The 12,672-nt window shown below is 66.0% G+C and carries 7 protein-coding genes and 3 pseudogenes; 3 read left to right on the top strand and 7 right to left on the bottom strand.

Features of this window, described 5'->3' with window-relative positions; genetic code table 11:
* Nucleotides 1–42 precede the first annotated feature (42 nt).
* From ACFVT5_RS21485 to ACFVT5_RS21470, 4 genes are read right to left on the bottom strand one after another with little or no spacing between them, the layout of a single operon-like run.
* Nucleotides 43–1,239: a type III PLP-dependent enzyme gene (locus ACFVT5_RS21485; protein ID WP_389890728.1), complete on the bottom strand. Its 1,197-nt coding sequence runs from the start codon at nt 1,237–1,239 to the stop codon at nt 43–45.
* A gap of 50 nt (nt 1,240–1,289) precedes the next feature.
* On the bottom strand, nt 1,290–2,804 hold the full coding sequence (locus ACFVT5_RS21480) for an AMP-binding protein (RefSeq protein ID WP_389890063.1): 1,515 nt from the start codon (nt 2,802–2,804) through the stop codon (nt 1,290–1,292).
* Between the two features lie 2 nt (nt 2,805–2,806).
* Nucleotides 2,807–4,387 carry an AMP-binding protein gene (locus ACFVT5_RS21475; RefSeq protein WP_389890060.1) on the bottom strand — a complete coding sequence of 527 codons (1,581 nt, stop codon included), beginning with the start codon at nt 4,385–4,387 and terminating at the stop codon, nt 2,807–2,809.
* A 58-nt stretch (nt 4,388–4,445) separates the two neighbouring features.
* Entirely contained in the window at nt 4,446–5,396 is a 951-nt protein-coding gene (locus ACFVT5_RS21470; RefSeq protein ID WP_389890057.1) for an ACP S-malonyltransferase, read from the bottom strand.
* Nucleotides 5,397–5,602: 206 nt separating this feature from the next.
* On the opposite strand from ACFVT5_RS21470, the gene ACFVT5_RS21465 reads away from it, so the two are divergent.
* Entirely contained in the window at nt 5,603–5,953 is a 351-nt protein-coding gene (locus ACFVT5_RS21465; RefSeq protein WP_389890054.1) for a phosphopantetheine-binding protein, read from the top strand.
* Here ACFVT5_RS21465 and ACFVT5_RS21460 read toward each other — a convergent pair.
* The 3 genes and pseudogenes from ACFVT5_RS21460 to ACFVT5_RS21450 all read right to left on the bottom strand — a co-directional run.
* The gene (locus ACFVT5_RS21460) at nt 5,946–7,799 is read right to left on the bottom strand and encodes a BTAD domain-containing putative transcriptional regulator (RefSeq protein WP_389890051.1); all 1,854 of its coding nucleotides are present in this window, start codon (nt 7,797–7,799) and stop codon (nt 5,946–5,948) included. The two genes, ACFVT5_RS21465 and ACFVT5_RS21460, sit on opposite strands and share 8 nt — an antisense overlap.
* Nucleotides 7,800–8,041: 242 nt before the next feature.
* Nucleotides 8,042–10,069, bottom strand: a complete 2,028-nt coding sequence (locus ACFVT5_RS21455) for a BTAD domain-containing putative transcriptional regulator (protein ID WP_389890048.1) — start codon at nt 10,067–10,069, stop codon at nt 8,042–8,044.
* A gap of 320 nt (nt 10,070–10,389) precedes the next feature.
* Nucleotides 10,390–10,823 (bottom strand): annotated as a pseudogene (locus ACFVT5_RS21450) (FAD-dependent oxidoreductase); the annotation flags it as partial.
* Between the two features lie 386 nt (nt 10,824–11,209).
* Here ACFVT5_RS21450 and ACFVT5_RS21445 point away from each other — a divergent pair.
* Nucleotides 11,210–11,711, top strand: a pseudogene (locus tag ACFVT5_RS21445) (2Fe-2S iron-sulfur cluster-binding protein); the annotation flags it as partial.
* 7 nt (nt 11,712–11,718) lie between these two features.
* Nucleotides 11,719–12,465: pseudogene (locus ACFVT5_RS21440) on the top strand (enoyl-CoA hydratase/isomerase family protein); the annotation flags it as partial.
* Between the last annotated feature and the right edge of the window lie 207 nt (nt 12,466–12,672).

Raw genomic sequence — 12,672 nt, 5'->3', positions numbered from 1 at the left:
CCGGCCAATTCCGTCAGCCACCACACCGTCGGATCTGCCATGTCACAGGACCTCCGGCTTCATGACGCGGTACGAGCGCTGAACGTCGAGCCGGGAGACAGAGACCACCTCAGCACCCCGTAGGACGACCTCGTACGGCGTTTCCCTGCCGAGAAAGGCCAGCAGGCTTGCAGTGACGCCGTACGCGCCTGTGTTCGGAATAGTGATGATGTCACCGACCTGGAGTTCGGGCAGGTTCACATCGCGACCCAGGGTGTCTCCCGGAGTGCACAGCGGACCGGAGAGTGTGGCCACGAGCGACTGCTCGCCGCCGTCGAGCCGCGCGGCGACGGGCAGCAGCCGTCCGATCCCGGACAGTCCCCCCAGCGCGTTGATGCCCGCGTCGAGGATGACGAAGGTCCGGCCACGGCCGGCTTTGATGTTCACCACGCGAACCAACAGACACCCGCTCTCCGCGACCAGGTGACGCCCGGATTCGACGGCCAGTCGGAGCGATCCCGTGCGCCATCTCGGGAGATACCGGTCCAGCATGCGTTCGAGTTCGGATCGCAGCCGTGGATATTCGGCGCGAACGCCGGGCGCGGCATACGGGGCGGCGAAGCCGCCGCCGATGTCGAGGAATTCCAGCGGCAGGCCGAGCTTGCTCTCCAGCCGTGAGGCAAGGGCGATCGCCGATTCGAACTCACCGATCAGAGCGGCTTCGTCGGCCGCGTTGCTCATGGTGTAGAAATGCGCCCCGACGATTCTTGTCCCGGGCACGGTGGTGAGTTGACGCATCGTCTCCGGCAGGGTCTCGCTGTCGATCCCGAACTGGGACGCCTTGCCCATCATCCGGATGCCCGTCGACGCCGCTGTCGCAGGGGCGTTGATCCGCAGCAGGCAGTCGGCGACCGTACCGTGGCGGGACGCGGCGAGACCCACATGCGTGGCGTCGGACAAGGACTCGACCGAGAACATCCGTACACCACATTCCATCGCCTTGTTCAACTCGGCGGCGGTCTTCCCGGGACCGGTGTAGAGGCACTCCGCTCCGGCGAACCCCGCGGTGAGCGCCGCCGATAGTTCACCGCTCGAACTGATCTCGGCCCGGCAACCGTGACCGGGCCCCTCATGAAGAGCACGGGCGACATCCGGATGCGGATTGGCCTTGAGAGCGTAGTAGACCTCGAAGCCCTCGGGAAGCGCCTCGAAAAGCCGGTCACGCGCGGCCACGGCCCGGCCGAGATCGTAGACGTACATTGGTGTACCGAACCGCGCGGCCAGCTCCTCGTATCCCTCGTGGACCGCGTTCACGGACTGATCCCCTCCAGCAGACGGACGATTTCCCGGTTGTCGTGCTTGCCGTTCGCGGTGAGGGGAAACGCGGTCACGACTTGGCAGTGCGCCGGAACCTTTGCCAGTTCGAGGCGCTGGGCCAGTTCACGCAGTACCGCCTGGGGAGACAGGTCGGCTTCCACACACAGGGCGAGATCCCGGTCCACGGTGGGCGGCAGTGCGCTGGCGGCCCGGACTCCGGGTATGTCCATCGCGGCGGCTTCGATCTCCAGGGTGCTCATTCTGATGTCCTTGCGCTTGAACATGTCGTCGCGCCGGCCCTCGAAGTACAGATATCCGTCACCGTCCAGCCAACCGAAGTCTCCTGTGTACAGGCGTGGTTCACCGGTGCGCGGATCGCTGCGGAAGCTGCGGGCGGTCAGCTCGGGCTCCTGCCAGTAACCGGGCATCACGTGCGGGCCGACAGCCACGATCTCGCCGGTCTCCCCTGCGGGCAGCTCCGAGCCTTGGGAGTCAAGAATCAGTACACGTGTTTCAGGCAGCGGCTTGCCGACCGACCCAGGGCGTTCGTGCTGCTCGTCCGGCGGCATGACCGAGATGCGCTTGCATTCGGTCTGGCCGAACTGGCGCACCACCGTGGCGGTGGGGAAGAGCCGGCGCAGCTCGGCCGTCGTCCCCTGCTGGAGGACCGCACCCGTGTTGGTGAACATGCGCACGGGCGGCAGCGTCCCCCTCTCGCGCCCGGCGAGAGAGACGATCAACGTGGCCAGGGACGGAACGATCGGGACCACGGTCGCACCGACTTCCCGCATCCGTCCGAGCAGCACGAGGTCCGAACCCCCGTCGGCCAGCACCAACTCCGAGCGGCCCAGGCAGGCCAAAGTCAATTTGTACAGGCCGACGTCCCACGACAGGGGAAAGCGGGAGAACACCACGTCGTCGCGCCGATACCCGAGAACGGCGTTGATGGCTGCCGAAGCAAACGTCATCTGGGCATGAGGGACGATGACTCCCGTCGGTGCCGACGTACTGCCCGAGGTGTGGATCAGGGTCGCGACGTCCTCCGGGCGTACCCGCACCGGATCGGCTCGACTGCCCCGCGTGCGCAGCGTCTCCACTTGACTCCACACCGACTGGAGGTCGTGGACCGGAACCGATGTGAGGTCCCGGATCCGAGCGACGGCAGCGGCAGTGCCCACGACCAGTCGTGGGGCCGATCGGGCAAGGACGGAGCGCAGTTGGAAGACTTTCATCTCCGGGCTGAGCGGGGCGAAGATCACGCCGCGCCTGGAAGCCCCGTAGAACATCGCGGTCAGCTCGCGGCTCGCCGGCAGTTGAACCGCGAGAACGTCACCTGGGCCGACGCCCTGGCCTTCGAGCCAGACCTCGAACGCGCGGCTGTACTCCGCCACCGCGCGATAGGACCACCGGCCCTTGACGTCGCGTATCGCGTGCTGGTCGGGAACCTCGGCAACAGCTTCGTCAAGTAGGGAGTGGACGAGCGTCCCCTGCCGTGCCGCGTCTGGCATGTTCACCGTTCCGCTCCGGATGTCTTCTGTCGTATCGGCCGCGTTTCACTCCTGCCGGAGAAGAAGAGCTCTCGGGCACGCACCGTCAGCAGTGAACGATCCACCTTGTGGTTGGAGTTGAGGGGAAGCGCGTCGAGGCGATGGTAGATCCGGGGAATCATTCCGCTGGGCAGAGTGCGACGCAGTCGGCAGGCGAATTCGACGGCAGGCAGAACAGTGCCCGTGTAGAACACCACGAGTTCCGCGCTCCCATCCACGTCAACGGGGACCGTCACGGCGTCGTCCACGGCGGTGTCCGTACGCAACGCGTGCTCCACCTCGCCGAGTTCGACGCGCCAGCCCTGGACCTGAACCTGAGAGTCCGTTCGACCGAGGTAGGCGAACTCGCCGTCCTCGATCTCCCTGACCCGATCACCGGTGCGGTACCAGCGCCTGCCGATTCTCTCCACGAATCGGCCTGCTTCGTCGGCGGGGTCCAGATACCCCGTACTCATCTGCGGTCCGGTGACACAGAGTTCGCCCTCCGGTCCGGTCTCCTCTCCCGCCTCGTCGAGCAGGAGGTACTCGTGTCCCTGGTTCAGGACTCCGATCGGCACGATGCCGTTGACGGCCATGAGCGGTGAACGTTCGCCGGACCACCGGTGCGCTGCGATCGTGACGGTCAGCTCGGTCGGACCGTAGAGGTTCTCCAGCACCGACCCGGGTGCGGCCCGCTGCCAGTCGGCGGCGTCATGGCACCGCAGGGCCTCGCCGGCGAGGAAACTCCAGCGCAACCCCGGCATGCTGTCGATACCCAGCCCACCGGCTCCGCGGACCAGCCCGACGGTCCCCGGTGTGGAGAACCACACGGTGATCCCGTGCTCGGCCAGGAACGTCGGCAGGCGGACGTACGCCTGCGGGGGGATCGCCACGAGCCGGGCGCCCGCGCCCCAGGCGCAGAACATGTCGAACAGGGCGCAGTCGAAGGTGAGGTCGAAGGTCTGGGAGAAGGCGTCGGCCGGAGTGAAGTCGTACCGTGCGTCCAGCAGCCCGAAGTAGTGGCTGGTGGAGCCGTGCGCCACGACGACGCCTTTGGGCCGCCCAGTGGAACCCGAGGTGAACAGGACGTAGGCGGGATCATCGGGCGAAACCGGCAGCGGCTCCTCCAGGGCCCGCTCGGGGTGCGCCGAGAGGGTACCTGCGGCTTCGTCACCGGGCGCGAACACCGCTATGTCCGAGGGGCCTTCGAACAGGTCGTCCAGCACCTCGGCACCTCGGTCGTCGACGATCAGGACCGAGGCGCCCGACATGGCGAGCATCTCCCGTGTACGGGCAAGGGGGAAGTCCGGCCGCAACGGCACCACGGCGGCGCCCGCGTACAGCGCTGCCAGGACACCGGTGTAGGCGGTCAGGCCCTTGGCGCAGAGCACGCCCACGGCTCGTGGGCGAGTTCCGGCGAGCGCGCCCGCCCACAGCAGGGCCTGCTCGTGGAGCTGTGCGTAGGTCAGGTACTCGGATTCGACCTGCACGGCCACACCGAGCGGGGACGCCGCGAGACCCCGTGTAAAGCGTGAGTGCAGGGCGTGATCGTCGACTGTTGACAACGTGACCTCCGTCGAACGAGGGGGAATGGGGCGTGCGCCCTTTCGGCGGCTCACCGATTCATGGGGCGGTCGGCCGCTGCCGGTGCTGAAGGACGCGCACGGGGTCGGCGGCGATCACCTGGAAACCGCTGGTCGTGCAACTCACCCGGCCGAACAGGCTGTCGGGACCGGAGACGCAAAGCGTCTTCGTTCCCCACTGTCGCAGCGTGGCCAGGATGGCGGGCCAGTCCACAGGCTGTACGAAACTCTCCGCCAGCATGGCGCGTACGTCAGCGGCGGACCGGACCACTTTCCCGGCCTGTCCGGCCACCAGGGGCAGCGTGGGTGGTAAGAAGGAGAGTCGGTCGAGGACCTCCTCCTCGGCCTTGGACCGGAGGTTTTCGAAGAGCCCCGAGTGCATCGGCGGCCTCATGGCATAGAGAGGAAGGCCGCCGAGGCCACGGACTCTTTCCTCCAGCCAGCCGAGGTTCCTCTTCCTCACCGACACCATGTGGAAGTCGTCGTCGAGGCGACCTGAGATGTCGTACCACTCACCGCGATCGGCCAGCTCATGGAGCACCTCCTCAAGTCGCGTGTGTGGTGTCCGCGCGAGCGACTGAGTCACCACGTCACCATGCTCCACCGCGAAGTACTCATCGACGCAACGGGCCAGAGCGGCCGTCATCCATACCCCATCCTCGAACGACAGGGACCCGGCGTACACGGCAGCGGGTTTTTCGCCGAAGCTCGGCCCGGCACAGGCGTCCGGTTGAACGTCGAGTTCACGCTCGGCCCACTCGGCCATGGCAAGACAACTCACGAAGAACGCGACCTGAGCGTATTCAGAGTAATCGGACTCCGCTCCGTACCACCGGTCCATCAGTGAGTAGCCGAGCCTTTTGTCGGCTCTGGTGAGTAGTTTTCTGGCAGTTGGGTCGAGGAGGAGAAGTTTCCCGATGTCGGTGAATCGTGTGGGGCCCATACCTGGGAACACGATCGCGGTGCTCGCCTGGATGTCGCCGTCCTTCACAACCAAACTCTTCTCTCCCGGTCCATCCCGACGCGGGTCACACGCACGGCAGTGATGGACTCTGTGCAGCAACGAAAATGTGCCGGTCCCGGATAGAAGTCTGATACTCGTGTGATGGCTGAAAAGTACGTGCCTGCTTTCGGGCTTGCGTAGACACCGTGCTGCGACAGAGTTGACATCCAGAGTCGCTGGTCAGGTTTCCCGGAATGCTGCCATCATGCTGTTGCGCCTCGCCAAGAGGGGATCGCGGCGTTCAGAGAGAGCCGCTCCGGTGCGCTCCAGGAGTAGAAATATGGGGAGTAATCATGTGGGACGGTCGATTTGAAATCCTTCTGCGAGCTCAGCTCCCCTTCCTGTCGAGGGAAGATGAACTAGTCGATGACTTGCCCTTGCGTGACTTCGGGCTCGATTCTCTGGGAATGATTCAATTGCTGAACGTTCTGGAAAGTGAGTATGAGTTGTGGTTCGGTGAGGAATTTCTGAGGACCGAGACTTTTCAGACACCCTCGTCATTGTGGGAGGCGATATCCAAAATGACGTCGGGTCGCCTCATGTGACGTGACAGGTTCCGGAGTCGTGGATACGGGACTGCTCGACCGCATAGGCGCGCAGAACGGAGTGGAGGGAGTAGCGCCCCGGAATGACTTCGCTCAGCAGATGAGCGCGGTCGAGTTCTTCCAGGGCAGCTCGCGCCTGATCCTCACGACAGGTGGCCAGAGCGGCGGCGGAGGATGCCGTGATGTCTTCGCTCGTATGCACGCCAAGCAATCGGAACATCCGGGCAGCTTCTTTGTCCAGGAGGCGATAGGACCAGGAGAACACCGTCTGGACGTCCGCGAGCGCATCACCCCCGTCCAGAGCAGCCATCCGACTGTGAGGTGCGCGTAGCTGGGTGACGAGAGACGCCAGAGGGGAGACAGGCTGTACGGCGGTGGCACGGGACACCGTGACGTTCAGTGCCAGCGGGAGCCGGGCGCAGAGCCCGATCAATTCCTCAATTGCCTCGGGTTCGGCGGCGACGCGCTCCGCTCCCAGCCGGTGCGTCAGCAGGTCACGTGACTCGGCCTCGCTGAGCAAGTCCAGCGGTAGAGAGTAGGCGCCGTCCAAGGCGACCAGGCCCGGCAGCCGGTCTCGGCTGGTTACCAGGACCAGACAACCGGCCGTGCCGGGCAGCAAGGGCCTGACCTGATCGGAGTCGCGGGCGTTGTCGAGCACGACGAGCATGCGCTGTCCTGCGAGGAGGCTGCGATAGAGCCGGACCTGGTTCTCAAAATCCGCCGGTATTTGTTCCGGACGAACTCCGAGCGTATGAATGAATCCGCGGATCACCGTAGCGGGCTCCAGCGGGGTGCTGGTCGGGCCGAATCCATGAAGATTTACGTATAGTTGTCCGTCCGGAAAAAGATGGCCGGCTTTGTGGGACCAGTGCACGGCCAGTGCTGTTTTTCCGACACCCGCGGGTCCCGTGATGGTGGATATCATCACCGTGCGCTCTGCTTTCCCGGCGAGCGCGGTGATGGCTGTCTGTTCGCCCGTGCGTCCCGTGAAGTGAGGCAGGTCCGCCGGTAGCTGTGCCGGCTTCGGTGTCGGGGTGGTCGTCTTCGCTGACGGCGTGCTCGCTGAAGTGGATGCTGGGGCGGGAGCGGAGCGCAGTAATGTGGGATCGTTGTCCAGGATGCGCTGATGCACCGTGCTCAGCGCCTGGCCGGGGCCAACACCCAACTCCTTCCTCAGTCGGCGGCTGGTCATATAGAAGAAGTTGAGTGCGTCGGCCTGCCTGCCGGCGCCATAGAGCGCCATTACCTGAAGCTCGCAGAGACGTTCGCGCAGTGGATGGGAGGCGACGAGCGCGGAGAGCTCTGCGGCGGCCTGGTTGTAGGCTCCGAGCTCAAGAGTGCATGCCAGGCGCTCTTCCTCGGCAATCAAATGCAATTCGGTGAGCCGTGTTCGCTGAGCGGCCGCGTAGGGGCCCGGGATGCCTGCTAACGCGGTTCCAGTCCAAAGGGCGAGGGCATCGGCGTAACGAGCTGCGGCGGACACTGTGTTTTCGGCCTTGTGAGACTCGCGGGCCTGAGTGACGAGGCGCGTGAAGCGGGAGAGATCACTCGAATCGGGTCCGGTTTCCAGGAGGTATCCACCCCCCATCGACCTGATGCAGAGCCTGCCGTGTGATCCCAATATCTTCCGGAGGCGGTAGATATATGTACGTATCTGACGTGCCGATGAATGGGGGGCGCCCTCTCCCCAGACGCCGTCGACCAGCTCATCGAGCGTCGCGAAGGCCCCTTCCCGCACGAGCAGGGCGGCCAGAACAGCCCGTTGCTGGGGATAGCCCAGGTCCAGCTCGACTTCGTGGTGCCAGGCGCGGACCGCACCCAGCACGGTGAACGTAACGTCCGTCATGTACGGAACTCCAGGGAATGGAATGTGGCAAAGTCAGAAACCGGTCGAGTTTCACCCGGTGCAGGGCCTTGAAGGTGACCTTCGGCAAGGCGTTGGCGCGTTCGGCGACGGTGTGGGCGCCGAGGATCATCGCGTTGAACACCTGGTCGCACTCGGGGAGTTCACTGCCCTTGGGTTTCTTGACCGGGGGGCGGAAACCTTCCACGGACGCGCGAGCCGATCGAGCACGCAGCCGGCTGACTTCAGTAGCCGGCGAGCAGCCGGGTCAGCACGGCGTGTCGGTGCGCCTCGCCGTCCTCTTCGATCGCCCGTTCCCGCGCGTACGCGCGGACCAGGTCGTGCAGGCGATAGCGCGGCCGGCTCGTCTCGTCCACGCCTGCCGAATCGACCAGATGTACTGCGAGTAAATCGTCCACTATGGAGGTTCCAGGATCGGCCGCCGTCACTCCACTGCCGGACCGGCGCTGCCCACCACCGGCACCGTCGGCGGCCACGCCGACCCTGGGGAGTTCCGCTGCGGCGGCGAAGACCCAGGCCGGAACGTTCGGCGCGTCGAGCAGAGAGACCATACGCAGCGCGCGCCGGTGGTCAGGCGGCAACGCCCGGTACGACAGGCCGATGCTGGCTCGTACGTCAAGATCTCCGGCGGCGAACAGGTCCAGCCGTTGGCCCTCGTCCGCCAGTTCTGCCGCTGCTGCCGCCAGTTCGCGGTCGGGGCGGGTCTTGAGACGAATCGCCGCGATCCGCACGGCCAGCGGTAGCCCCGCGCTACGCCGGACGATGTCAGCCGCCGCTGCCGGATCGAGCGCCAGCCGTTCTTCGCCGACGACGGACCCGAGCAGGCGGAGCGCCTCGGCGTCGGAAAACGACCCCAGCGTCAGCCGGTGCGCCCCTTCAAGGCCGGCCAGCGGGCGGCGGCTGGCGACCAGCACGACGCTACCGGCGCCGGGCAGCAAGGGCCGCACCTGTGCCTCATCCGCCGCGTCGTCAAGCACAAACATGTAGCGACGGTCAACCGTGAGCGATCGTAACAGCGCCGAACACTCATCGACGTCCTGCGGAACGGAGGCGTGTGGCACCCCCAGGGCCCGCAATATCTGTCCCACGGCCTCCGCCGGGGTACGCGGCGCCGAGAGACCATGCAGGTGCAGGTAGAGCTGCCCGTCAGGGAAGGCGGACCGGAGCTGGTGTGCGACGTGAACGGCGACCGTGGTCTTACCGGCGCCGGCCGCGCCCGACAGGACGACCATGGTGCGCTCGCCGCTCGACCCGACCTCCTGGCACGCCTTGACCAGTTCACCGACGACGTCCGCGCGACCGGCGAAGTCGGGGATACCAGCGGGCAGGGTGCATGGTGCCCGCCGTGCCGGTTCAGGGTCCGTCGGGGTTCGCTGCTGCGGCTCCGAGATATGGGCCTCCTGTCGCTGCGCCGTGACCACACGGGTTGCTATCACCCGCTCCTGTTTCCGCTTGGCCGGCGCCGGGGTCGGTGTGGTCGGCGCGGTCCGGTCCACCTCACTGTGCAGTACCGACTGGTAGAGAGAGCGCAGTTCAGCTCCGGGCTCGGCGCCCAGCTCCTTGACGAGCCGTCGCCTTGTTGCCGCGAACACCTGGAGAGCTTCGGCGTCACGCCCAGCCGCATGCAGCGCACGCATCAACCCCGCAGCGAGCGGTTCCGCCAACGGGTGCTCGCCGATCAGTGCGTGCACCCGGGGTATGACCGCCTCGTGGTTGCCCAGCTCCAACTCGATCCGGGCCCACGCCACCATGGCCTCCACGCGGTACAGATCAAAATGTGCCCTGGTCCACTCTGCCCATGATCCGTCCACACCTTCCAGCGGGCGTCCCCGCCACAGTTCGAGCGCCTCACGCAGCAGCGCAACCCGTGCGCTGTCGTCCAGGTTCTTGCCAAGCGCCAGTTCGGCGAGCTGACGGAAGCGAAGCAGGTCAACCCAATCAGGATTGAGATCAAGGAGGTACCCACCGGCCTGGCGCTCCAGCTTCACCGGGGTGCCGTCAGCTGTCGTCACCTTGCCCAGCAGCCGGCGGATACGCGTGATGTGCGCGTACAGGGCATTGCGGACCCCTGCCGGTGGAGACTCGTTCCATACCCGGTCCACCAGGACGGACACCGCCACCGGCTGGCCGGAGTCCATGGCAAGGGCTGCCAACACCGCCCGCTGCTTGGGTGGCCCGAGATCAATGGCCCGTCCACCGGCCCTCAGCTCCACCGGCCCGAGTAGCTGAAGTTCCGCCACGCTCTCCGACATGCTGTGGACACGCGTCTGCGTAGTCGGACGATCGCGCATATGCCCGTCAACTCCCTTGCTTCATGATCGAGTTCACACTCACGCCCAGGGACTCAACCGGTCGTTTCCGGAACTTGAAGTCGAGCAGTGGTTGTGTGCATCGGCAAATCAACGCAGCGTTCAACCCAAGGGCCTGGTGCTGCTGGTCAGGAGGTCGTCGTCGACTTCATGGCAAGCCCGCGGTTGGCGAGCCACTCCTCGAAGACGTCCGATACGCCGCCAGGACTGCGAGTTCAGCGTGGCAGCGGCCGAGGGCTACGGCCTCGACCGGCCGCGCGGCCAGGAATGCCGCTAACCGGCGGCAGCTTCATGGCGCGGCGCAACCGCTCAGGTACGAGCGCTGCCGCCCAGGTGCGGAAGTCCGAGTCGAGGTTGCCCGTTCGGACCAGCGGCGCAGCGGTCTCAACAGGGGGAACAAAGGGATGCGGCGCCGCAGAGTTCCCCGATGCCGGAAACGCATCCGGGTGCCCTCCAGCGGCGGGATCGGGGCGAGCGGTAGGAGTAGATCGCTTTGCCGCAGCCGGGTCCAGTGGTGTCCGCCTTTGTGGAGGGCGTGCGGGCCCTCGTTCGTCCGGTACGGGCCCTCGGCCATCCGTGCCCGGCCGCCCGGGGTGTGGTGGGCCTCGTACACGGTGACCTTGGCGCCCGCCTCGGCTGCGTTGATCGCCCCGGTGAGTCCGGCGAAGCCGCCGCCGATGACGGTGATCCGGTGCATGGCTGGGGGTCTCCCTGGCGGTCGCTGGTGCTGTCAGGAGTAGGACGGTTCGGGGGAGCGGAAATGTGACATCGGGGCGCGGGCGGTGCGGTTGGCGGTGCGGCCGGAGCTGCGGACAGATGGGCGCCACCGATCCTGGCGGCCTATGCGACAAGGGCTTCACGTCGAGTGGGCATGCCACCACTGTGGTCCGGGGTAGGACCGTGATCACGGGCTCTAGGCGGTGAGTTGGGGGTGGTGACAACACCACCCCGTAAGGTCTGGCCAGAGACGGGGTGGGGAAATCGTGGCGGAGATATACACAGGTCGGACATCGCAGCCGCCTTGGGATTGGCGACGGAGGTGGACGAAACGCTCGTCATACGACGGACTGTCCATGACCTAGGGGCCGTTTTGACGCCGGCCGACTCGCCACGCTCATCCATGAACTGGTCGATGCCGATCACGTCGACTAGTGGTGGCTGTGCGGACCGCACGGGATGGTCCGAGGCGCCCGGAGCACCTTGACCGGTCTCAGGATTCCTGCCGATCGAATTCACCGAGAACTGTTCTTCGCCGATGACACCCCTGTCCGGGAGATACGGTCACGAAGACGCCACGGTCCAGGGCGCCGTCAGCCAAGTCACCATCACGCTCGATGGACGCTCCACCACCAGCGCGCTGCCGCGCACGGAGACGATCCTGGACGGCGCACCGAAGACACGCCCCGACCTGCCGTTCGCCTGCAAGGGCGGCGTCTGTGGCACGTGCCGCGCCCTGGTGGCGGACGGGACGGTCGACATGCGTCGCAACTACGCACTTGAGCCCGCTGAGGTAGACGCGGGCTACGTCCTCACCTGCCAGAGCTTCGCCGTCTCCGAAACCCTGACCGTCGACTTCGACACCTGAGGAACCCATGACACCCCGTCTGGAAGTCGCCGAAGGCGAAGCCGTCGGCACTCTCCGTCTGGACAGCCCGCTGATGAACGCCCTCGACGCCGCCACTCAGGACCGAGTGAAGGAACTTGCGGAAGAGGCAGCAGGCCGACGCGATGTCAGAGCCATAATTGTTTACGGCGTCGAAATGGTGTTCGCCGCCGGAGCCGACATCAAAGAGATGCAGCACAGGGACCACACCGCGATGGTCCTGCGAGCCCGCGACCTTCAGGACTCCTTCACGGCCGTGACACGCATCCCAAACCTGTCGTCGCGGCCATCACGGGCTTTGCCTTCGGAGGAGGTTGCGAGCTGGCCCTGTGCACCGACTACCGCATCGCGGGAGACAACACCAAGCTGGGCCAGCATCCCGAGATCCTGCTGGGCCTGATTCGCGGTGCGGCTTCCCGGGCTGGTCGGCCCTTTCAAGGCCAAGGACCTGACTTTCACCGGCCGCCAAGTCCCAGCCGACGACGCCCTCTCCACGGGGTTGGTGGATCGCGTCGTCCCAGCCGCCGACGCGGTCCACGGAGGCTCAGGCGTGGGCAACGGGACTCGCTTGTGGTCCGGCGATTGCGCTGCGTGCGGCGAAGGAAGCTGTCGACCCGGCAATCGAAACGGACGTGGACACCGGGCTCACGGTCGAACGGACTTGGTTTGCGGGCCTGTTCGCAACCGAGGACCACTTGCGGGCATGCGCAGCTTCGTGGAGGAGAGTCCTGGGCAGGGCGATGTTCCTTTGACGTCCGGCAACGGCAACGTGTTGGGTCGACTGCGGAGTATGCTGCCGCCCGAGCGGGTGCGGGATGTCCCCTGACGAATCTTTTGTCGCTCCAGCGACCTGAGTGCATCGCTCTTCTTGCCGAGTGCCTTTGCGTTCCTGCTGCGGCCAAGTTTGGAGCCCGTCAACGGCCAGAGTTCGGCCGTCTTTGAA

Origin of the sequence: Streptomyces sp. NPDC058001, assembly GCF_042886315.1 — a bacterium.
GTDB lineage: Bacteria > Actinomycetota > Actinomycetes > Streptomycetales > Streptomycetaceae > Streptomyces.
This window is presented reverse-complemented; position numbering and strand designations above follow the sequence as displayed.

What these genes read in the sequence shown, in the direction of transcription:
- ACFVT5_RS21485 (WP_389890728.1), bottom strand. Translation starts at nt 1,239, where the DNA reads ATGTACGTCTACGATCTCGGCCGGGCCGTGGCCGCGCGTGACCGGCTT.
- ACFVT5_RS21480 (WP_389890063.1), bottom strand. Translation starts at nt 2,804, where the DNA reads ATGCCAGACGCGGCACGGCAGGGGACGCTCGTCCACTCCCTACTTGAC.
- ACFVT5_RS21465 (WP_389890054.1), top strand. Translation starts at nt 5,603, where the DNA reads ATGCTGCCATCATGCTGTTGCGCCTCGCCAAGAGGGGATCGCGGCGTT.
- ACFVT5_RS21460 (WP_389890051.1), bottom strand. Translation starts at nt 7,799, where the DNA reads ATGACGGACGTTACGTTCACCGTGCTGGGTGCGGTCCGCGCCTGGCAC.
- ACFVT5_RS21455 (WP_389890048.1), bottom strand. Translation starts at nt 10,069, where the DNA reads ATGTCGGAGAGCGTGGCGGAACTTCAGCTACTCGGGCCGGTGGAGCTG.